The organism is Pedobacter kyungheensis, assembly GCF_000812965.1.
GTDB classification, from domain to species: domain Bacteria; phylum Bacteroidota; class Bacteroidia; order Sphingobacteriales; family Sphingobacteriaceae; genus Pedobacter; species Pedobacter kyungheensis.
Genome location: NZ_JSYN01000001.1, coordinates 117,988 through 140,507, shown reverse-complemented (window position 1 = coordinate 140,507; position 22,520 = coordinate 117,988). Strand labels below are relative to the sequence as shown.

Sequence of the window (22,520 nt, the reverse complement as noted above, 5' to 3'; positions counted from 1 at the left end):
TTAATAACCAGATATGAACGGAAAAAATATTATAGCCGGTACTTATTCAGAAATTAATGAAAAAAGCCTTAAAGCCGTTAATCCTGCCACAGGATTAACGCTTGAAGGCGATTTTTTTAAAGCCAGCCAAAGCCTTGTTGATGATGCTTTAACATCGGCAACCAGTGCTTTTCAGGTGTATAGAAGCTTAAATAAAGACCTTAAAGCTGCTTTCCTAAATGCCATAGCAGATGAAATTGCTGCGCTTGGTGAAGAATTGGTAAACCGGGCTTCAGCCGAAAGTGGTTTGCCTTTGGCACGTTTACAAGGCGAATTGGGGCGCACTACAGGGCAGCTGAGGTTATTTGCCAATGTGGTAGCCGAGGGCTCGTGGGTAGATGCTATTATTGATACAGCTTTGCCAGAGCGTCAGCCTTTACCACGACCAGATATCAGACGAATGTTGATTCCGATTGGTCCGGTAGTGGTTTTTGGAGCAAGTAATTTTCCTTTGGCCTTTTCTGTAGCCGGTGGTGATACTGCTTCTGCATTGGCTGCCGGTTGTTCGGTGGTGGTAAAAGCACACCCTGCACATTTGGGTACCAGTGCGCTGGTGGGTGGTGCCATTGTAAAAGCTGCTGAAAAAACAGGAATGCCAAAAGGTATTTTCTCGCTGTTGTATGATGATGGTTATACTGTTGGCGCAGCCTTGGTACAACATCCTTTAACCAAAGCGGTTACTTTTACCGGTTCGTTTAAAGGTGGGATGGCTTTGGTTAACCTGGCGCAGCAGCGCGAGCAACCTATTCCGGTTTTTGCCGAAATGGGTAGCATTAACCCGGTAATCTTTTTACCAAAAGCGATCGAAAATCAGGCCAAAGAACTGGCCAAAAAATATGCAGCATCAATTACTTTAGGTGCTGGTCAGTTTTGCACCAACCCGGGTTTATTGCTTGCAGTACAATCGCCAGCCTTAGAAAATTTTAAAACAGTTTTAAAAGAGGCTATCGCTACAATTCCATCGGCTACCATGCTAACTGAAGGTATTGCTCAAAATTATATCAACCTTTCTGCAGATATTGTAAATGAAGGTGGCGTAGCACTTTTGTCGGCATCGACAGTAAACAACAGTGAACTTCAAAATCAATCGGAAGCTAAAATTGCCCAGGTAAGCGCCGGCGATTTTATCCGGAACCCGAAACTCCGTGAAGAAATTTTTGGCCCTTATTCGCTGCTGGTAGTAGCACAGGATATTGCTGAGCTCGAAAAAGCAGTGGAGGTATTGGAAGGACAACTTACCGCCACTTTGATGGCCGATCAGCAGGAACTTCAAAATTACCAGGCATTAATAAACAAATTAACCGATAAAACCGGCAGGATCATTCTGAATGGGGTGCCAACCGGTGTGGAGGTTTGCGCAGCCATGCAACACGGCGGGCCATTTCCGGCCACAAACGATAGCCGCTTTACCTCTGTTGGCTCAACAGCTATTAACCGTTTTGCGCGTCCGCTGGCTTATCAGGACTGGGAGCAAGCTTTATTGCCCGATGAACTGAAAAATGAAAACCCTTTAGGTATTTTCAGAACGGTGAACCAGAAATTAACGAAATCTTATGAGTAAAACATTTTTTTGTGTAGATGCACATACTTGCGGAAATCCGGTTAGGTTGGTTGCAGGTGGCGGTCCTCAGCTTATTGGTGCCAATATGAGCGAAAAGCGGCAACATTTTTTAAAAGAATTCGATTGGATCAGAACAGGTTTGATGTTTGAACCAAGAGGTCATGATATGATGTCGGGCAGTATTCTTTATCCACCTCACGATCCAAAAAACGATGTTGCGGTACTGTTTATCGAAACCAGTGGCTGCCTTCCCATGTGTGGCCATGGCACCATTGGCACCATTACCATTGCTGTTGAAGAAGGTTTGATTAAACCCAAAGTACCGGGTGTAATCAGAATGGAAGCACCTGCCGGCCTTGTTTTAATCGAATATAAGCAGGAAGGCAAAAAAGTTAAATCGGTGAAACTTAAAAATGTGGCTTCTTACCTTGCAGCAGAAAACCTGGAAGTAGAATGCCCGGATTTAGGTATGCTTACCTTTGATGTGGCTTACGGCGGAAATTTTTATGCCATTGTAGATCCGCAAAAGAATTTTCCCGGACTCGAAAACTATACGGCTTCGCAACTGATTACCTGGAGCCAGACCATCAGAAAACGCATTAATGAAAAATATACTTTCGTACATCCTTTAGATCCGACCATTAATGGCTGCAGCCATGTATTGTGGACGGGAAAAACAATCGACCCTACATCAACTGCAAGAAATGCCGTTTTCTATGGCGATAAAGCTATTGACCGTTCTCCTTGCGGAACCGGTACTTCAGCCCGCTTGGCGCAATGGTTTGCTAAAGGAAAACTAAAACAGGGTGAAGATTTTATTCACGAAAGTTTTATCGGAAGCAAATTTATTGGCCGGGTAGAAGAGGTGGTAGATTTGAATGGAATTAAGGCAATTATTCCGAGTGTAGAAGGCTGGGCAAAAGTGTATGGTTACAATACCATTAAAATCGATGCTGAGGATGACCCTTACGCACATGGATTTCAGGTGATTTAGTGTTTTAAAATTAAAAGAATGGCGAAAGTATTAATAATAGGTGGTGGAATTGTAGGCTTAACTTCTGCGTATTATCTGCAGAAAAAAGGTTATGAAGTAACCGTTTTAGATAAAGGAGATATTACCGACAACTGTTCTTTTGGTAATGCCGGGATGATTGTACCCAGTCATTTTGTGCCTCTGGCAGCACCAGGCATGATTAAGCAAGGCATCAGGTGGATGTTTAACAGCAAGAGCCCTTTTTACGTGCGGCCCTCGTTAAATGGGAATCTGATTAACTGGGGGCTAAAGTTCATGAAACATGCCACGGCTAAACATGTTGAAGCGGCAGCTGTTCCACTGCGCGATTTATCTTTGCTCAGCAAAAAACTCTATCAGGAACTTGCCCAGGAACCCGGTTTTAATTTCGAACTGACCAATAAGGGCATCCTGGCTTTTTATAAAACCGAAAAGGCAGGCGAAGAAGAAGCACACCTGGCCGAAAAGGCCATTGATTTGGGGCTGGATATGGCTGTTTTAAGTGCCGATGAATGTCGTGCTTTACAACCCGGTTTGGCACTTGATGTTTTAGGTGCTGTACACTATCGTGATGATGCCCATTTATACCCAACCAAACTGATGAATGCTCTGTTAACTTATTTAACCAGTAACGGGGTTAAAATTGAAAGGAACAGGGAAGTTGATAAAATTGAAGTTTCGGGTAACCGGATCATGAAGGTTTTTACCGGCAATAAGGCCTGGGAGGCCGATCAGTATGTGTTGGCTACTGGTTCATGGTCGCCGGCTGTAGCTAAAATGGCCGATTTAAAAATATCTTTAATGCCTGGCAAAGGTTATTCATTTATGGAAGCCGAACCTCAGCAGCGCTTAACCATACCTGCACTTTTATGCGAGGCACGGGTAGCCATTACACCAATGAACGGCCAGATCAGGTATGGCGGTACCATGGAGCTCGATAAAATTAACACCCGCATAAACATGCAGAGGGTTAAAGGTATCGTAGAGTCTGTGCCTAACTATTTCCCCGATTTAAAGCCTGCTTTGCCAGCCGAAAAAGATATCTGGTACGGTTTCAGGCCTTCATCGCCAGATGGTTTACCTTACATCGGCAGAAGTAACAAAAGAGAAAATTTAATTATTGCTACAGGTCATGGCATGATGGGCTTAAGCCTTGGCCCTGCAACGGGTTTACTGGTAAGCCAGATTGTTGCCGAAGAAGCTAAAGCCTTAAAACTCGAACCTTTCTCGGTTGATCGTTAAGTTTTTTTGTGGTGTCAGATGTTTCCATCTGACACTTTGAATAGTATATCTCTCTGCCAGATGGTAACGTCTGGCAGCACGTTCTATACTCCGTGCAAATCCGCGTCTCCGTGGCTAACATGATTATATCTGTGTTCATCCTTTCCATCTGTGGTTTATGAGTGGTGTCAGATATTTCCATCTGAAACTTTGAATAGTATGTCTCTTTGCCAGATGGTAACATCTGGCAACACGATCGTCCATTTCCTGATAACTAATTTTTAAGTAGCTACTTACAACTTTTATTTGGTGATATTTTATCAACTTATAGCAGGATTTTAACCTAGTTGTGCTTTTTATTGGTTTTTAAATGTTAATATCCTTACATTCATTTTATAATCAACAACCTAAACCAACTAACTATCCTGATGAAAGTATTACCATTTACCATGCTTGTGCCCGATGACAAGAGTGTGATTTCGGAGCATATCGAAGCACCTTATTTTTATCAATATCTGCACCGCCACGATGAATGGCAGATTACTTATGTAGAAAGGGGAGAAGGAACGCTAATTGCAGGCAATGATATGCATGCTTTCCGTTCTGGCGATATTTTTGTAATTGGAGCCAAACTGCCGCATCTGTTTAAAAGCAATCCTGAATATTTTGCGGCCAACTCAACCAGAACCATCAAGGCCTGCTCTATTTATTTCAATCCAAACGGAATTTTAGGAGCGTTGTTCAATCTGCCCGAAATGAAGATGGCCAGTTCTTTTTTGGCTAAAAACAAACATGGCTTTAAAATTCCGGAGCGTTACAACAAAGCCATTGTAAACAAACTTTTTGATGTACATCATGCCTCAGGTGTAGATGTATTGTTTAAGTTTTTACAGCTCGTAAACGGACTTCAGGATTTAAACGATGATGTAGAATCTTTGTGTTCTGATTTATATTCTTCAAACGTAACCGAAAATGAAGGGATGCGTTTAAGTAAAATCATCAATTTCATTACCGAAAATTACAACAACCAGATTTCGCTGGAAGATGTGGCTAATGCAGCTTTTATGACCCCACAGGCTTTTTGCAGGTATTTTAAAAAACATACCGGCCATACCTTTGTGTCATTCTTAAACGAGGTGCGCATTAACGATGCCTGTAAAAGCCTTATTTCAGGCGAAAAGGCCGATTGTATTTCAGGCGTAGCTTATAAAGCAGGTTTTAACAGCATTACCAATTTTAACCGTGTATTTAAAAGCATTATCGGTCAATCGCCACGCGCATATATCGATACCTATAATAATGTAAGCCGGGTTAGCTATGTAGGCGCCTAAACCTTTATCAAAATTCATTTTACCATAAAAAGCTAGCCATTTTTCGGAATGGAGGCAAATGCTATTGCTCATTTTTAACTCAATTGAAATGCTAAAAAGATTACTTTTTATTGCTTTTTTATTTGTTAGTGGCTTGTTATCCGGAGGGATTGCTTTAGCGCAAACAACCAATGAAAGCCTTTACGAACAAACCAGCGAAATGGGAACCTGGGTAGTGGGTTACCAGCGTGATGTTGATGCCATTAACGATTTTTATTTCCCTTATTCAGCAGGAGGCTACTATTCTAGTCCTTTGAATACTTTTAAAAGCCCTGAGCAGCGCAAACGCCTCCAGGATATCAATAACGATTATCTGGCTAAACTCAAATCGGCTAAGTTCGAAACCTTTAGTATTTATGGAAAAGTAGATTACATTTTGCTTAAAAAGCAGATCGAATCGTCAAAATACCTGTTAAATAAAGAAGAAACTGAATATAAAGCCATAGCCAGCTATTTTCCTTTTGCCGATGCCATTTATGCGCTCGAAAGATTGAGAAGGAGGGGGAATTATCAGGAAGGTTCATTACTGGCCTCGCAAATAGATGCCACCGCTAAACAGATCGAAACTTTAACGGGGAATATTCAGCAGAAAGAGCTTAAATCCGATCAGCTTAAAATGGCTGCGGCGATTACAACAAGCTTAAAGCAACGCTTAAAAGGTTTTTATCAGTTTTACATGAATTACGAACCGGGCTTTACCTGGTGGGTGCCTAAGCCTTACGAAAGGTTAGATGCTGCCCTCACTGCTTATGGTAAATTGTTTGCCGAAAAAGCCGATGCACCCGAACCTAAAAACAATAAACAACCGATTAAAGGTAATCCAATAGGTCGCGATGAGCTGATCAGGCAATTAAATGCTGAGTTTATTCCTTATACGCCCGAACAGCTCATTCAGCTTGCCGAAAAAGAATTTAAATATTGCGATGCCGAATTGTTAAAAGCATCCAACGAAATGGGGTTCGGAAACGATTGGAAAAAAGCCCAGGAAAAAGTAAAAAACAGTTATGTGCCGTTGGGTAAACAACCCGAGCTAATTGTAAAACTGCAGGACGATGCGCTGGCATTCATCAAGGCTAACGATTTGATTGAGATTCCGGCACTGGCGCAGGAAACCTGGGGGATGGTGATGATGTCGGCCGAACGCCAGCTTGTTAACCCTTTTTTTACTGGTGGTCGCGAAATCAGTATTTCTTATCCTACCAACACCATGGAGGAAGGTGATAAGTTAATGAGTATGCGTGGTAACAATCCTTATTTTTCGAGGGGGACAGTGCAACACGAGTTATTGCCCGGCCATCATTACCAATATTTTATGAACAGCCGCTACAAAGGCTACCGCGATCCTTTCCAAACCCCTTTTAGTGTAGAAGGCTGGCCATTGTATTGGGAACTTTTGTTGTACGACAAGGGCTTTGCCAAAACACCCGAAGAAAAAATCGGTATGCTTTTCTGGCGTATGCACCGTTGTGCAAGGATTCTTTTCTCGCTCAATTACCACCTCGGCAAATGGACACCACAACAATGCATCGATTTTCTGGTCGACCGTGTAGGGCATGAACCAGCCAACGCCGAAGGCGAAGTGCGCCGCTCGTTCCAAGGCGGTTACAGCCCATTGTACCAGGTGGCCTACCTCACAGGCGGCTTGCAGCTTTTTGCCTTGAAAAAAGAACTGGTAGATAGCGGTAAAATGAGCTTTAAAGCTTTTCATGATGCCGTTATTAAACAAAACCTCATCCCGGTAGAACTGATCCGCGCTACTTTAATAAACCAAAACCTTAGCCGCGATTTCACCACCTCGTGGCGTTTTTACGATCAAACACACTAAACTAACCTTAACCTTTTTTTTGAACCACAAAACAAATTATGAAAGCAGAAACCACCCAGTTTAAACCTTCGCTTAAATTGATGGATGCCACCATGCTCGTTGCAGGAAGCATGATTGGCTCGGGTATTTTTATTGTAAGTGCCGATATTACCCGCAACGTAGGCAGCTCGGGCTGGCTGCTGGTGGTTTGGCTCATCACCGGTTTTATGACCCTTACTGCTGCTTTAAGTTATGGCGAGCTAAGTGCGATGTTCCCAAAAGCAGGTGGGCAGTATATTTATTTAAAGGAAGCTTACAATCCGCTCATTAGTTTTTTATATGGCTGGAGTTTTTTTACCGTAATCCAAACCGCTACCATTGCTGCTGTAGGTGTAGCTTTTGCCAAATTTACGGCTTACCTTATTCCGGCTTTAAGCGAAGATAGGGTTGCAATAGATCTGGGCTTTTTAACCATTTCGCCTGCACAACTTTTGGCCATTGGCGTAATTGTATTGCTTACGTTTATCAATAACAGAGGAGTAAACGGGGGAAAAGTGATCCAAACCACCTTTACCGTGGCCAAACTGTTAAGTTTATTCGGCTTAATTATGTTTGGATTGTTCTTTTTAGATAAAGGCATCTGGAAAAGCAATTGGGAAAACATGTGGCAGCTGGGTGCTTTGCCTGCAAGCGGATCGGTTTCTGCGTATACCACACTGGCTGCATTTGGTGCTATTGCTGCGGCTATGGTAGGTTCGATATTTAGTAGCGATTCGTGGCACAATGTAACTTTTATTGCCAGCGAAATTAAAAACCCGGCGCGTAACATCGGTTTGAGCTTAGCTTTAGGAACCATTATTGTTACCGTGCTCTACATTCTTACCAATGTAATGTACACCGGCGTACTTTCTTTGCACGATATTGCTTATGCCGATAAAGACCGCGTAGCTGTTTCGGCAGCCAATCATATTTTTGGCACTGCCGGTACGATTACCATTGCCGTGATGATTATGGTTTCGACTTTCGGGTGTAACAATGGCTTAATTATGGCGGGTGCAAGGGTATATTATTCGATGGCTAAAGATGGTCTTTTCTTTAAAAAAGTAGGTACACTCAATAAAAATGCGGTACCGGGTTTCGGTCTGTGGATTCAATGTATTTTTGCCGCACTTTGGTGCATTAGCGGTAAATACGGCGATTTGCTCGATATGATTTCTTTTGTAGTGGTAATGTTTTACATGCTGACCATTTTCGGGATTTTCATTTTGCGTAAAAAACGTCCCGATGCCGAGCGGCCTTACAAAGCCTTTGGTTATCCGGTATTACCCATCATTTACATTGTTATGGGACTGGCTTTCTGTATCCTCCTCATTATTTTTAAACCCAAATTTACCTGGCCGGGCTTAATCATTACGCTCATTGGTATTCCGGTTTATTATCTAATTAAAGGGAAAATTAACCAGCCTAATGTAGTGGCAAAAGAAGTGGTTGAAGCATAAGGTTAAAATGTTCATATTATCGATTAATATCTTAGCCTAATCTTCCGCTTACTACAATTACATTTACAAAAAATCCCAAGTCATGATGTATTCTATGGTCAGAAAACCACTGGTTTTGGCCCTGTTTAGTGTTGCTTTTTTACAGTCGCAGGCACAACAAGCGCCTTTACAGCCTTATGCGCCAAGCGCCGCCGAGGTTGCCAACAGCTATCAGCTATCCAATAAACTCGATACGGCCCTGCGTAATATCCCCACTAACAACGATATTACACCGTTTTGGAAAAAAGATGGAACTGCTTTCTGGTACCGTAAAAACCTGCCAAACAGAACCTGGGAATATTATTATGTAGAAACGGCATCAGGAAAACGTAAACTGGCTTTCGATTCGGAGAAGCTGGCTAAAAGTCTCGAAGAAACTACCGGAAAAAAGCAAAATGCAGCAAAATTGCAGTTTGGTGAGCTGTATTTTGCCGATGGCAATACCGCTAAAATTAAGCTTCAGGGTAAGTGGTACGGGGTTAATTTAAGTAATTACAGTATCACTGATTTAACCGATACCAATATTTACCAGTATAATGCCAAACGACCTTTGCAGCAAAAAAGATCGCGCTGGCAACGGAATCGCTTTGTACGCAAATCGCCCGATGGTAAATATGAAGCAACTATACGCGGCGGAAATCTCTTCGTAACCGATAAAGCTACCAATTCCGAAATACAGCTCAGTACCGATGGAACAGAAGCAAAGCCTTATGGCGATTATGTATGGGCTCCTGACGGGAAAAATATCATCGCCTATAAAACTGATCCCAAAGAAATTAAAAAGGTACATTATGTACTTAGTTCAGTACCTGGCACCACCCGTGGCGAATTAAAATCAAGAGAATATGCCCAGCCTGGCGATGATTTTACCTCGTACCAGTCCTATATTTTTAACATCGCTGCTAAAACTGCCGTAAAAGTAGATGCTGATCCAATCGATTTCTTCGGGCCACCCGAACTGCACTGGCGCAATAACGATAGCCGCTATTATACCTACGAAAAAGTTGACCGTGGACACCAGCGTTTCAGGGTAATTGAAGTAGATGTGCAAACGGGTAAAACCAGAAACATCATCGACGAAAAAACAAATACCTTTATTTACGAAAGCCGGATTTATACCCGCTACCTGCCCAAAACCAACGAAATGTTGTGGACGAGTGAGCAGGATGGCTGGCAACACCTTTACCTGGTAAATACTTTAACCGGAAAACAAGCTAAAATAACCAGCGGCAACTGGGTAGTACGCGATATTGACAGCGTAGATGTAGCTAAACGCCAGGTTTGGTTTCGGGCCAGTGGCATGAACAAGGACGAAGACCCTTACTTTATTCACTATTACCGCATTGGTTTTGATGGCAAGGGATTGGTAAATCTTACACCAGAAAAAGGTAACCACAGCCTCAGCTTTTCACCCGATCGTAAATATTATATCGATACTTATAGCCAGGTAAATGTACCGCCGGTTAGCGAGTTAAGGTTAACAGCCAGTACCCGCAAGGTAACGGAGTTAGAGCATGGTACAGCAGATACTTATCTGGCTACAGGCGTTAAGCTGCCCGAAGTTTTTGTAGCCAAGGCACGCGATGGCGTAACTGATATCTGGGGGGTGGTATGTTTGCCTTCTAAAATGGATCCCAATAAAACTTATCCCATCATCGAAAATATTTATGCCGGTCCGCAAGATAGTTTTGTGCCTAAAAATTTCCTTCCCGCCAGCGAAATGCAGAGCATGGCCGAACTGGGCTTTATCGTAGTGCAGATAGATGGGATGGGCACAGCTAACCGCTCTAAAGCCTTTCATGATGTTTGCTGGAAAAACCTGGCTGATGCAGGTCTGCCCGACAGGATTTTATGGATGAAAGCCATGGCGCTTAAATATCCCAATGCCGATATTAGTCGCGTGGGAGTTTACGGCACCTCTGCAGGCGGGCAGAATTCGACCGGAGCCTTATTGTTTCACCCCGAATTTTATAAAGCTGCCGTTTCGGCTTGTGGCTGTCATGATAACCGGATAGATAAACAATGGTGGAACGAACAGTGGATGGGTTACCCGGTTGGACCACATTATGGCGAACAATCGAACATCACCAATGCCGCTAAGCTACAAGGCAATTTATTCTTAATTGTAGGCGAAGCCGACGAAAATGTACCACCAGAGTCAACCTATCGTTTGGCCGATGCTTTAATAAAAGCAAACAAGGATTTCGATATTTTGAGCATTCCGGGGATGGGGCACAGTGATGGCGGAACTTATGGCCGCAGGCGTAAGCGTGATTTTTTTGTGAAACATTTGCTCAACGCCGAACCACCAAACCCCAATATTCTTGTTACGAAATAAAAGCAGGTTTCTTTTTGCCTAGATTTACGCTTACATTAATTGATCAGGCATAAAAAAATGTTAAAAAGAATCAGCTTCCCGTTTTTAGTATTATTGGTTTTTGTATGCAGTGTGTTGCAGGTTAATGCTGCACAATCTGAATTTTACCAGCTTAAAATATATCATTTAAAAACCGAGGAGCAGGAGAAAACTGTTGATGCTTATTTACAAAAAGCTTATTTGCCGGCATTGCACCGCTGTGGGATAACAAAAGTTGGTGTGTTTAAACCTATTGTTAACGAAACAACTGCTGCTACAGAAAAACTGATCTATGTTTTTATCCCTTTTAAATCTTTCAACGGGGTTTTAGCACTCGATCAGAAGCTGGCTAAAGATGCGCAATACACTGCAGATGGTAAGGACTATTTAACGGCTTTGTATAACAATACGGCTTATGAGCGCTTAGAATCTATTTTGTTAAAAGCATTTGATGATGCGCCTCATTTTGTATTGCCGAAGCTAAAGTCGCCTATGGCCAAACGGGTTTACGAATTAAGAAGTTACGAATCGCCAAGCGAACAATATTTCCAGAACAAAGTAGAAATGTTTAACAAAGGGGATGAAATTGGCCTGTTTAAACGCTTAAATTTTAATGCCGTTTTTTACGGTTCGGTAATTGCGGGTAGCCGGATGCCCAATCTCATGTATTTAACCACTTTCGAAGATCGCGCCGACCGCGAAGCGCACTGGAAGGCTTTTTCTGCCGACGATTACTGGAAGAAACTTTCTGCCATGCCGCAATACCAGCACAACGTATCTAAAAACGACACCAGGTTTATTTATCCAACAGATTACTCTGATATTTAATTAGGAAAGCCATCTTCTTTGCAGTTGCGTACGACCAATCAGGTGTTCAATGGTAGCCGAAAAAGTAGGGTAGCCAATTGGTTTAAGCAATAGGCTGTCTCCGTCTGTTATCGCGTTTATGGCGTAACTGCTGTGTGCGGTAACAAAGAGGATGTATTTTACTCTGTTTCTGAGCATACGGGCCATATCAATTCCGGATACTTCCATTTGTATATCAAGCAAAAGAAAATCTATTGTTCCGTAACCCCAAAAAGCAGCCAGCGCAGCAACCGGATCGGTAAAGCTACCTTTTAACTTTAGTTTTGGGTTTTTAGCTACATATTATTCCAGGATTTTTATGCTCAGCGGATTATCGTCGACAATTACGCAGCTGTGTGTTTGTGGTTTGAATGGGTTCATGACGGAGTTTTTTTGTTAACAATTACAAATTACCTGCCACTTAAAATTTTAACCCTCAGGTATTGTAATTGAGCAATTAAAGCATGGTTGAAGGGAAAATTGAATGAATGAGAAAAAAAGTGTGGAATAAATTCCTCGTTTTGGGTGATAATTGTAGAAAAAATTCTACAGTTTGCTGTGCCAACCGGCCTGTCTGCAGATGGTTTAAATTTTAAGAACAGGTTATGCAAACCTGCTGCATGATAAGATTTTGATATGCTGACTGTTTTATACATGCATTTTCTGTAAAAAAGCTGTTTGATCAAACGATTGCGCGGTTTTTGTGGCCTTAACAACAAGGCTTCTGTTGCAGGGATTAGTAACTTTATGCCATAGCGGTTTTACAAACGTCATTTTGTTAAAGCGGCTTAACACATAAGTTTTAACCAAATCAAACTCTTAATGATCCCCAATTCCTTTTACAAGAAAAATAAAAAGAATATTACCCGGAACCGGCACAAAAGCGCTGTCCTTGCATCTGCCGTTCTTTTGGCTGTTGCACCTATATTTGCTCCGCCTGCTTTAGCCATTGGCATTAAAACAACAGGCATTTCAAAACAATTCAAAACAGATGCAATAAAAGTAATTGCCGCCAAAAAAATCAACCCAACTACAATCGAATTGTCATTATCGGATGGACAAACATTAACATTCGATTTTTATGGCGAAAATATATTCAGGCTTTTCAAAGACCACAATGGTGGTTTCATCAGAGATCCTCAGGCTAAGCCCGAAGCAAAAATTCTGGTCGAAAATCCACGCAGGCCGGTGAGCAAATTAAACGTTACCGACGAAAATAATCAGATTAATATTACAACCGATAAGATTAGTGTTCAGGTTGATAAAAATACTTCGCTGATTAAAATCATTAACCTGGCTACAAAAGCGGTGGTGATGGAAGAAACAGCACCGGTTCAGTTCGAAAAAGGTAAAGTAACCCTTACGCTAAAAGAAAATACAGCAGAATATTTCTATGGAGGTGGTGTTCAAAACGGCCGTTTTTCGCACAAAGGGAAAAGCATCGCTATCGAAAACCAAAACAGCTGGACAGATGGTGGCGTAGCTTCGCCAACACCTTATTATTGGTCGACCAATGGTTACGCGGTGCTTTGGCATACTTTTGCAAAAGGCCGATACGATTTTGGTGCTAAAGCAAAAGGTACGGTAAAACTGGCCCACGAAACCGATTATTTGGATGCCTTTTTTATGGTTGGCGATGGTGCAGTACCTTTATTAAACGATTTTTACCAGCTAACCGGTAATCCGGTGTTATTACCCAAATTTGGCTTTTATCAGGGGCACTTAAATGCCTACAACCGAGATTTCTGGAAAGAAGACGAAAAAGGTACCCTGTTCGAAGATGGTAAGCGCTATAAAGAGAGTCAGAAAAACGACGGTGGGATAAAAGAATCGCTTAACGGCGAAAAAAACAATTACCAGTTTTCGGCCCGTGCAGTAATTGATCGTTATAAAAAGAACGATATGCCTTTGGGCTGGGTGCTGCCAAACGATGGTTACGGTGCAGGTTATGGCCAAACCGAAACTTTAGACGGTAATATTCAGAACCTGAAAAGCTTTGGTGATTATGCCCGTAAAAACGGTGTGGAAATTGGCCTGTGGACTCAATCCGATTTGCATCCCAAGCCAGAAATAAGCGCGCTTTTACAGCGCGATATCATTAAAGAAGCACGCGATGCAGGGGTTAGGGTGTTAAAAACCGACGTAGCCTGGGTAGGTGCCGGTTACTCATTCGGACTTAATGGTGTGGCCGATGTAGCGCAGATTATGCCTTATTATGGCAATAATAGCAGGCCTTTCATTATCTCTTTAGATGGCTGGGCAGGTACTCAACGTTATGCCGGAATCTGGTCGGGCGATCAAACCGGAGGCGTATGGGAATACATTCGTTTCCACATTCCAACTTATATCGGTTCTGGTTTATCTGGTCAGCCAAACATTTCTTCTGATATGGATGGTATTTTTGGCGGTAAAAACCCAACCATCAATACACGCGATTTTCAATGGAAAACATTTACCCCAATGCAATTGAATATGGATGGATGGGGTGCCAACGAGAAATATCCGCATGCACTGGGCGAGCCTGTAACCTCTATCAACCGCAATTACCTCAAATTAAAATCGCAGCTAATTCCATATACTTACAGTGTAGCGAAAGAAGCTTTAACGGGCCTGCCGATCATCAGGGCTATGTTTTTAAATTCACCTAACACCTACACTTTAGGCAGTGCAACTCAGTATCAGTTTTTATACGGCCCGAGCTTTTTGGTAGCCCCAATTTATCAGGAAACCAAAGCCGACGAGAAAGGAAACGATATTCGCAATGGGATTTATTTGCCTGAAGGTACCTGGTACGATTATTTTACCGGTGATAAATATACTGGAAACAGCATTGTTAACAGTTTCGATGCACCCATCTGGAAACTGCCTGTTTTTGTTAAGGCAGGTGCAATTATTCCGATGGCAAATGCCAATAACAATGTTTCTGAAATTAATAAAGCCAGGCGCATGTACGAGCTTTATCCGGCAGGTAAAAATACGTTTACCGAGTACGATGATGATGGTGCAACAGAGGCCTATAAACTGGGTAAAGGTGTTTCGAATGTAATCGAATCGGAAGTTGATCAGAAAAATAATGCAACCATTAGTATTCAGCCTGCAAAAGGTGAATTTGAAGGTTTTGTGAAAGAAAAATCTACCGAATTGGTTATTAACGTTACTGAAAAACCAAAACGTTTGACAGCAAAAATCGGAAATAGCAAAACCAAACTGGCGGAAGTGAGCTCGATGGACGAATTTTTGAAGCAGGAGAATGTATATTTCTACAATGCGAGCCCAAATTTAAATCAGTTTGCCACCAAAGGCAGCGAGTTTGAAAAAGTGGCCATGATTAAAAATCCGCAGTTGCTGGTTAAACTTGCATCGACAGATATTACCGTAAACCCGGTAACAGTTACGGTAGAAGGATTTAAATTTGAGCCTGCCGATAAGCAACGCATCTCCACAGGTAAATTAAGTGCTCCGCTAAATGCACGCATTACCGATAAAAATACCGAAGCCTATACACTTAAACCTAGCTGGGGCAAGGTAGATCATGCCGATTATTACGAAATTGATTTCAACGGGATGCATTACACCACCATTAAAGATACTACTTTGCTTTTTGACGGTTTATTGGCCGAAACAGCTTATGCTTTTAAACTGCGTGCGGTAAACAAAGATGGTGTTTCAGACTGGACAGATATTAAAGCTACTACCAAATCTAATCCGCTCGAATTTGCCATTCAGGGTATAACTGCCGAAACTACGGCCGAAAACCAGGGTGGATCTGGTATTGCCGATTTATTTGATTTTGATGAAGGCAATATGTGGCACACCAAATGGGGAGCTAAAGCAGTGCCATTTGATATGATTATCGACCTGAAAACCATTAATCAGCTTGGTAAATTCCACTACCTGCCACGTAATGGAAGAGGAAATGGTAACTTACTTAAAGGAACTATATTTTACAGCAACAACAAAGAAAGCTGGACAACCGCAGGCACTTTTGATTGGGCTAACAATGGCGATGTTAAGATATTTAACTTTAATGGCCACCCAAGTGCCCGTTACATTAAAATTTCAGTTGCCGATGGCGTTGGTGGTTTTGGGTCAGGTCGTGAGTTGTATGTATTTAAGGTTCCGGGTACGGAAAGTTACTTGCCAGGCGATATCAACAACGACCGTTTAATTGATAAAAACGATTTGACTTCTTACATCAATTATACCGGATTGAAAAAAGGTGATGCCGATTTTGAAGGTTACATCAGCAATGGCGATATCAACAAAAATAACCTGATTGATGCATACGATATTTCGGTAGTAGCCACGCAGCTTGAAGGTGGTGTAAATAATGCCAAAATAGAGAAACTGACCGGTAAGCTGCAAATCAGCACTGCTAAACAGGCTTACAATAAAGGCGATATTGTCGAAATTAAAGTGAAAGGGGTAGACCTTAAATCGGTAAATGCCTTAAGTTTTGCTTTACCTTACCTGGCCCAGGATTACGATTTTGTAGGTGTGGAAGGCTTAAATGTAAAACAAATGGATAACCTGACCTACGATCGTTTACATACCAATGGTGATAAAGTACTTTATCCAACATTTGTTAATTTAGGTAATAAAGAAGCTTTAAACGGTACCAGCGATTTGTTTACCCTAAAATTAAGGGCCAAACGCAAAGTACAGTTTAATCTTAAACTAACCGAAGGTCTATTGGTAGACAAACAATTGAATAGTATTAAATTTTAAGCATAGCTAAATGCTGTCTCAAAGCTCCGTGGTCATTCACGGAGCTTTTGTTTTTTTAGGCTAAATGGTTGATATTAATTTAGTAAGTTGTAGGCGCAAATCATCCTCAAAACTCAATGAAAAAAACTGCCGTCCTGAAGCTCTTGTTCATTCATATTATGGTGTTGCTCGGTTGTACCACTGCTTTTTCACAACAAAAAACTGTAAAAATAGAGATCGATCCGGCTACCACCTTTCAAACTATGGAAGGCTTTGGCGCATCCGACGCCTGGTCGTGCCAGTTTGCAGGGCTTTGGCCCGATACAAAAAAGAATAAGATGGCCGATTTGTTATTTAGTACTGCTAGTGATGATCACGACCAGCCGCTGGGAATAGGATTAAACTTCTGGCGTTTTAGTATTGGCGGAGGAAGCGCAGCACAGGGTAAACTCAGCGATATAGGTGATGAATGGCGTCGACAGTATGCTTTTTTGCAAGCCAATGGTACTTACGATTGGAATGCCATGCCCGGGCAAACCTGGTTCCTGAAAGCCGCTAAGGCACGTGGGGTAAACCAGTTTATTGGTTTCGTAAACAGCCCAAATGTTTTGTTTACCAAAAATGGCAAGGCTTATTCTACTGAGGGAAAATGTAACCTCGATTTTGATAAATTACCTGCATTTGCTGCTGATATGGTGACCACTGTTAAAGGTTTACAGCAATCAGCAGGTATTACGCTCAATTACCTGAGTCCGGCAAACGAACCCCAGTGGAAATGGAATGAACATAACCAGGAAGGATGCCCTTACAATAACGCCGAACTGGCCAAACTATATAAAGGAATTAACCAGGCATTTGAACAAAACAAAATTACCACCAAAATACAGGTAGGCGAGGCCGGTCAGCTCGATTACCTGTACCAGAATGGCGATACGTTAAAAGGAAATCAGGTGTATCAGTTTTTCAATGCTGCTTCTCCAAACTATGTAGGCAATTTGTCGAATATCGATCAATCCATATCGGCACACAGTTATTTTACCACCAGTCCGGTAACTAAATTTATCAATACGCGTAAAAAAACGGCAGAAGCGGTTGCTGCGGTGCCTGGTTTAAGGTATTGGATGTCTGAGTACTGCGTGCTGGGCGATGCTGTACTTAAAGGCGAAAAGCGCGATCTGGGCATGGTCACCGCTTTATTTATTGCACGCTTAATTCACCACGATCTGGTGATCTCAAACGCTGCATCATGGCAATGGTGGCTTGCAATATCATCGGGCGATTATAAAGACGGACTGGTGTATATCGATAAAAATAAAACCGATGGCAATGTGCATGACAGTAAAATGCTTTGGGCACTGGGCAATTACAGCCGTTTTATTAAACCCGGTAGCCAGCGTGTGCAGGTAAATACCCTTTCGGCAGATCATCCAGAAGTCTATGTTTCCTCATACAGGCAAAATCAGAAACTTGTAACGGTAGCGGTTAACTCAACCAAAGCAGATATCATGCTCGACATCGCAATAAAAGGGAAGGGGCACAATAAAGCAATGACTTATGTTACAGATACAACTCATAATTTGTCGCCTTTTAAACAATACAACAATACGAAGCAAATTTTGCTGCCCGCCGAATCGGTTACCACGATATTGAGTAAATAATTAAAACTTGAAAGATTATTTATGCTGTTGCGTTCTGATCCTGCTCAGCGTTTCGAGGCGCATACCGATAAATGAAGCGATATATTTAAGTGGTACACGGTTAATCAGGTGCGGGTAGGTGAGCAAAAAGCGTTGGTAACGTTTTTGTGCAGAGGGCAGGCGACAGAGGTAGGCCCTTTCTGTGGCACTCTGAAAATATATTTCAGTCATTTTGCGCCCAACATAATTCGCTATCGGGAAGTTTTCGTACAAAAGCTTCGACATTTCGTGCGGAATAGCAATGGCAAATACTTTATCTATAGTCTCAATATATTCATCAGAAACTTCGTTCTCCCATAAATTTCTGATGGTACCCGCCAGCTCATTTTCTGCAGCAATCCAGGTGGTTACTTTCTTATTTCCCATTTTTAGATAACCATGTACGGCACCTTCTAAAATGAGGTAGATGTATTTGTTTGCTTTCAGTGGAGAGGCAATGTGCTTGTTTTTGGCAAACTCTACCGGAAAAGTGTACTCATTAATAATCCTTTCAATTTCGGGATTAAGCTGGTGATAGGATTTAAAAACGGTAATGAGTGGCGAGAAACCGCCAAGAGCAGCCCACTTCGCCTCTCCATATTTGTTTTCGATATTCATTTTCGGAAGATAGTCATAATTGCTTTATGCTTAAGTTTTACAACCAGAAATTAATCATAAAAGTTTGAGGAAGAGTAAAAGGACGTAATATTTTTAATTAACGAACTCTGTTTAAATATTAATTCAAAAAAAATAAATTAGTTAACCAGATGACTATGATTGTTTTACCAGGTTGTGCTGTCGGTTTAAGAAAAATAATTGCAAATTATTTCAATTCTGTTTTGGAACAATACATTTAATTTCTATCTTTGCAGCCCCGCAAGGGGGATAAATGATTCCGTAGCTCAGCTGGTAGAGCATTACACTTTTAATGTAGTGGTCCTGGGTTCGAATCCCAGCGGGATCACATCTTAATATTCAAAGCGCACTCTGGTGCGCTTTTTTCGTTTAAAGCCGGTATCCAACGTCTTTTTCCGAAATAAACAGTAAAAGGTGTTTAAATCCATTCAACTAAAATAGTGCGCCATTTTAGTTTCCATTTACATCATATAATTTGTTTTTTCTTTATAGTGTCTAAAAAATGCTGTCTGTAAGTTTCGCCAATCAAAATTTCTGAGCCCACATCTTTAAGTACAACACGGTTACCATCCAATGCTATCACCTTACTCAGAGCTATTATAAAAGATTTCTGAACCCGGATAAAGTACTTTTCGGGTAATTTCTGCTCTATTTCTTTCATCGTAATTAAGGCTATTGTCCGTGTACCCTGATGATGAAAGGCTACATAATTTTTCATGCCTTCAATGTAATCGATATCGCAAAGGTTTATTTTAACCAGCTTTCCTTTAGCCTGGGCTTTAACCATGAAATATTCCATTTCAATATCATTGCTGTTTTGATTGCTTTTTTGCTGCCCAATTACCCTTTGTAACTTATTAAATGCCTGTAAGAATCGGTTTAAAGGAATCGGCTTCACTAAAAAGTCGACAATATCAAGGTCAAAGCCGTTGGAAGCGTATTGCGGATAGGCGGTGGTTAATATAAAATGATAGCGTTCGTACTGGAAGGCTTGAATAAAATCTATTCCTGATATTTCAGGCATATGTACATCGAGGAAAATGAGATCTACCCGCTGCCTGCTCAAAAAAGCAATGGCCTCGGTAGGGTTTGTAAAACTAGCAACCAGGTTTAATTGGTTAACTGATTTGATATAATGTTTCAGAACGTCAATGGCATGCGTTTCATCGTCAACAATAATACAGGTTATCATGGTCTCTTTTTGTTAAATTTTACTTGCTGAATTAAAGGTGGGATGAATGTTGTTGTTTTTTAATTTAAGTCATTTAATGTTAATTCTAGTGAATAATCAATTTCTGTTTCATTAATTGAAAGTCGATGGTTTTTTCCATAAAAATGGTTTAACCGTTTAGCAATATTTTGTATACCAATACCGCTTGATAATTCTTTAGGGCCGCTCTTCTTTCTGTTGTATGTTTTTAAATGAACACGGCCCTCCTTATGATCAATGTTCAAAGTAATAGTTACAGGGTGTAAGGTATCAGTACAATTTCCGTGCTTCAAAATGTTTTCTACCACAGTAATTAACACCAGCGGAATAATGCGTATATTTTCTGTTAAACCACTCACTAAAAAATGGATTTGTAACTGGTGGTCAAAGCGGAGCTGATTGATGTTGATTACATTTTGGATGTGCGTAATTTCCTCTGCTATTGGTCTTCTTGCATCGTCATGATCTACTTTGAGCGAATAATGCATAATCTCACTCAGTGTCATAATTCCGTCTGCCAATTCTCCCGATAATGGTAAAGATCTGGCATAAAAAAAATTGAGCGTATTGTTTAAAAAGTGAGGGTTAATTTGCGCACGAAGAAAAGCGTATTCGGCATGATGTTTCTCCGATTCGATCATGCGTATTTGTTTTTGGTGCTGAATACTTTTATTGAAGTAATAGTATCCAAATGCAAAAAAAGCGTAAATAATAAATAGCCATAAAACCTCAATACAAAATCTCATCGAATAGTAAGGAGAATGGGATGTTGTTGCTTTATTTGCTTGAATCATTGCTGATACAATATGAGTATTTAAAAACCACATGAATAAAGACAAACCATATATGCATAAAAGAGAACCTGTTAATAATAAGGGTCTTAAGGGGTGGATAAATTTATTATAAATAGCAATACAGGAATAAAACACTACCATATTGGGTAATTGGGTAAAAAACATGTCTAACACATTAACCGAAAAATGTTTAGGGTTTCGTCCAAAATCCATTAATCCACCCAGTGCCATGTATGTAAGCCAGAACAGGATATGAAAAAAAAATACTCGATTAATTCTCAAGGTGTGCCACATATTTATTAGGGTGTATGCGTTTGTACATAATCTATCCAATCAGTAATGTTACCGGATATTTTTATATCCGGTTGAATCCCTATGTTGTCCAATGGATATTCAGGCAGTCTTAATGATTTGCATGCCGGGTAATAGAGAACAAAAAAATCGCATGGCATTTTGACTTTTATAAACTCTGTATAATCTACAGCGCCGGCACTATTTTCACCGTAGATCTTAACTTTTTTACTCTGTTTAGCCTCTAATAAAAAGAGCTCTGCTGCGCTCCCGGTATTCCGATTGACCAAAAATGAAACGCGTTCGGGGTACTTTTGAACTACCGGTAATTTAATTGTATCAATTGGATAAAGTTTATAAAACTCACCTTCATGCGCTTTAAGTTTTGATAGACGCTCCTTAAAATATCGTTGCAAGCTATCAGATAATTCTGGATGCAGGTTCGAATAGCCATTTTCTATATTATCGCTGGATGCCAATACCGTTCCCCCTTCCGTCAGTATAGGGTTCGTGTAGAGATAAGGTAACAGTTTTTCATACACTAAAACAGATCCACCGGAGTTATCTCGCAAATCAATGATAAGATGTTTAGTGCTTTTTAATATAGCTTCATTTTGCTTTATCAATGAATCTATCACCTTTACATATTCCAAAGAAGCAAACGACGGTAATGAAAACATCGATATTCCATTACCTAGCTTTGTAAATTTTGGTGAGAGGTTGGCTTTTTTTTTAGTTATGGTTTGGCTGGATTTAATTTCTTTATTTTTGTACCACTTACCGTAAGTATCAAAACTTAAAGTATCACCTTCTTTTTTTATTATGGGAGACATATAAGAATGATCTTTTGATCTGAAGTACTTCGTTTGGTATTTCTGCCCTTCTTTTACAATTTCAAATTTAATTTGTCCAGGCGTCCAATATATACTATCGGCTTTAATAACAAATGCCAGAAATGAAAGTAAGTTTTGATTTGGAACTCGGATAATGCCAATCTTATATGTTCCTGTATCGTTAAACCATACTCCTTCTATATCATCTTTTTTCTCATTATTATTTTCGAGGTATTGATAGAATTGAGTTTCAGTAAAGGAAGCCTTTACATCCTTAGTATAAAACTGTCTGATTGCATCGTCCGAAAACCCCGTTGCATCTATACCTGCTGTCATGTGCTTGTCCTTAAAAAAAGCCAGCCACTCCCGTAGTATAGATGAACATTGGTACTTATCTGATTTTTGGGCAACCTCTAATAAACTATCGGTAAAAAGATCAAATTTTTGTTGATTTGCAACAGTAACTTTGTCATAATACCCAGCGTAATTTTTTTTTACTTTTCCAACCATATAACTAAAATTAGCTAAGCAAGAACAGTCTTGTGACTGGGCTTGGGTTGTTAAAAACAAGAAAAAAATTACGATGCAATATTTCATTATGTTATAAGGGGCTTTAAGCAATGCAA

15 protein-coding genes and 1 tRNA gene are annotated in these 22,520 nt (G+C 40.8%); 11 read left to right on the top strand and 5 right to left on the bottom strand.

Features of this window, described 5'->3' with window-relative positions; all coding sequences use genetic code 11:
• Nucleotides 1-13: 13 nt before the first annotated feature.
• From OC25_RS00520 to OC25_RS00485, 8 genes are all read left to right on the top strand, one after another.
• Nucleotides 14-1,600, top strand: a complete 1,587-nt coding sequence (locus OC25_RS00520; RefSeq protein ID WP_039470620.1) for an aldehyde dehydrogenase (NADP(+)) — start codon at nucleotides 14-16, stop codon at nucleotides 1,598-1,600.
• A complete protein-coding gene (locus OC25_RS00515; protein WP_039470617.1) occupies nucleotides 1,593-2,594 on the top strand; it encodes a 4-hydroxyproline epimerase in 1,002 nt (333 codons plus the stop codon). Before OC25_RS00520 ends, OC25_RS00515 begins: the two co-directional genes overlap by 8 nt.
• 18 nt (nucleotides 2,595-2,612) lie before the next feature.
• On the top strand, nucleotides 2,613-3,854 hold the full coding sequence (locus OC25_RS00510) for an NAD(P)/FAD-dependent oxidoreductase (protein ID WP_039470615.1): 1,242 nt from the start codon (nucleotides 2,613-2,615) through the stop codon (nucleotides 3,852-3,854).
• A 407-nt stretch (nucleotides 3,855-4,261) separates the two neighbouring features.
• Entirely contained in the window at nucleotides 4,262-5,164 is a 903-nt protein-coding gene (locus OC25_RS00505; protein WP_039470613.1) for an AraC family transcriptional regulator, read from the top strand.
• An 88-nt stretch (nucleotides 5,165-5,252) separates the two neighbouring features.
• Nucleotides 5,253-7,028, top strand: coding sequence for a DUF885 family protein (locus tag OC25_RS00500; protein WP_156131349.1), 1,776 nt, complete (start codon nucleotides 5,253-5,255; stop codon nucleotides 7,026-7,028).
• A 38-nt stretch (nucleotides 7,029-7,066) separates the two neighbouring features.
• Nucleotides 7,067-8,506: an APC family permease gene (locus OC25_RS00495; RefSeq protein WP_039470608.1), complete on the top strand. Its 1,440-nt coding sequence runs from the start codon at nucleotides 7,067-7,069 to the stop codon at nucleotides 8,504-8,506.
• Between the two features lie 82 nt (nucleotides 8,507-8,588).
• Nucleotides 8,589-10,883: a S9 family peptidase gene (locus OC25_RS00490; protein ID WP_245221824.1), complete on the top strand. Its 2,295-nt coding sequence runs from the start codon at nucleotides 8,589-8,591 to the stop codon at nucleotides 10,881-10,883.
• A gap of 57 nt (nucleotides 10,884-10,940) precedes the next feature.
• Nucleotides 10,941-11,729, top strand: a complete 789-nt coding sequence (locus OC25_RS00485) for an NIPSNAP family protein (RefSeq protein WP_039470603.1) — start codon at nucleotides 10,941-10,943, stop codon at nucleotides 11,727-11,729.
• On the opposite strand, the gene OC25_RS00480 is transcribed toward OC25_RS00485, so the two are convergent.
• On the bottom strand, nucleotides 11,730-11,936 hold the full coding sequence (locus OC25_RS00480; protein ID WP_039470601.1) for a response regulator: 207 nt from the start codon (nucleotides 11,934-11,936) through the stop codon (nucleotides 11,730-11,732).
• 633 nt (nucleotides 11,937-12,569) lie between these two features.
• Here OC25_RS00480 and OC25_RS00470 point away from each other — a divergent pair.
• Together OC25_RS00470 and OC25_RS00465 are read left to right on the top strand one after the other, a co-directional pair.
• Complete coding sequence (locus tag OC25_RS00470) at nucleotides 12,570-16,475, top strand: TIM-barrel domain-containing protein (protein WP_039470595.1); 3,906 nt, start codon at nucleotides 12,570-12,572, stop codon at nucleotides 16,473-16,475.
• Nucleotides 16,476-16,591: 116 nt separating this feature from the next.
• A complete protein-coding gene (locus OC25_RS00465; RefSeq protein WP_039470592.1) occupies nucleotides 16,592-18,112 on the top strand; it encodes a glycoside hydrolase in 1,521 nt (506 codons plus the stop codon).
• Between the two features lie 15 nt (nucleotides 18,113-18,127).
• Here OC25_RS00465 and OC25_RS00460 read toward each other — a convergent pair whose 3' ends face one another.
• Nucleotides 18,128-18,748: a Crp/Fnr family transcriptional regulator gene (locus OC25_RS00460; RefSeq protein WP_039470591.1), complete on the bottom strand. Its 621-nt coding sequence runs from the start codon at nucleotides 18,746-18,748 to the stop codon at nucleotides 18,128-18,130.
• A gap of 273 nt (nucleotides 18,749-19,021) precedes the next feature.
• On the opposite strand from OC25_RS00460, the gene OC25_RS00455 reads away from it, so the two are divergent.
• Nucleotides 19,022-19,094 (top strand) — tRNA-Lys (locus tag OC25_RS00455).
• A 138-nt stretch (nucleotides 19,095-19,232) separates the two neighbouring features.
• On the opposite strand, the gene OC25_RS00450 is transcribed toward OC25_RS00455, so the two are convergent.
• The 3 genes from OC25_RS00450 to OC25_RS00440 all read right to left on the bottom strand — a co-directional run bounded on the left by OC25_RS00450 (nucleotide 19,233) and on the right by OC25_RS00440 (nucleotide 22,404).
• The gene (locus OC25_RS00450) at nucleotides 19,233-19,958 is read right to left on the bottom strand and encodes a LytR/AlgR family response regulator transcription factor (protein ID WP_039470589.1); all 726 of its coding nucleotides are present in this window, start codon (nucleotides 19,956-19,958) and stop codon (nucleotides 19,233-19,235) included.
• Between the two features lie 59 nt (nucleotides 19,959-20,017).
• A complete protein-coding gene (locus OC25_RS00445; protein ID WP_039470586.1) occupies nucleotides 20,018-21,001 on the bottom strand; it encodes a sensor histidine kinase in 984 nt (327 codons plus the stop codon).
• A 68-nt stretch (nucleotides 21,002-21,069) separates the two neighbouring features.
• Nucleotides 21,070-22,404 (bottom strand): S41 family peptidase, encoded by a 1,335-nt coding sequence (locus tag OC25_RS00440; protein WP_167335344.1) that lies wholly within the window; start codon nucleotides 22,402-22,404, stop codon nucleotides 21,070-21,072.
• Nucleotides 22,405-22,520: the final 116 nt, after the last annotated feature.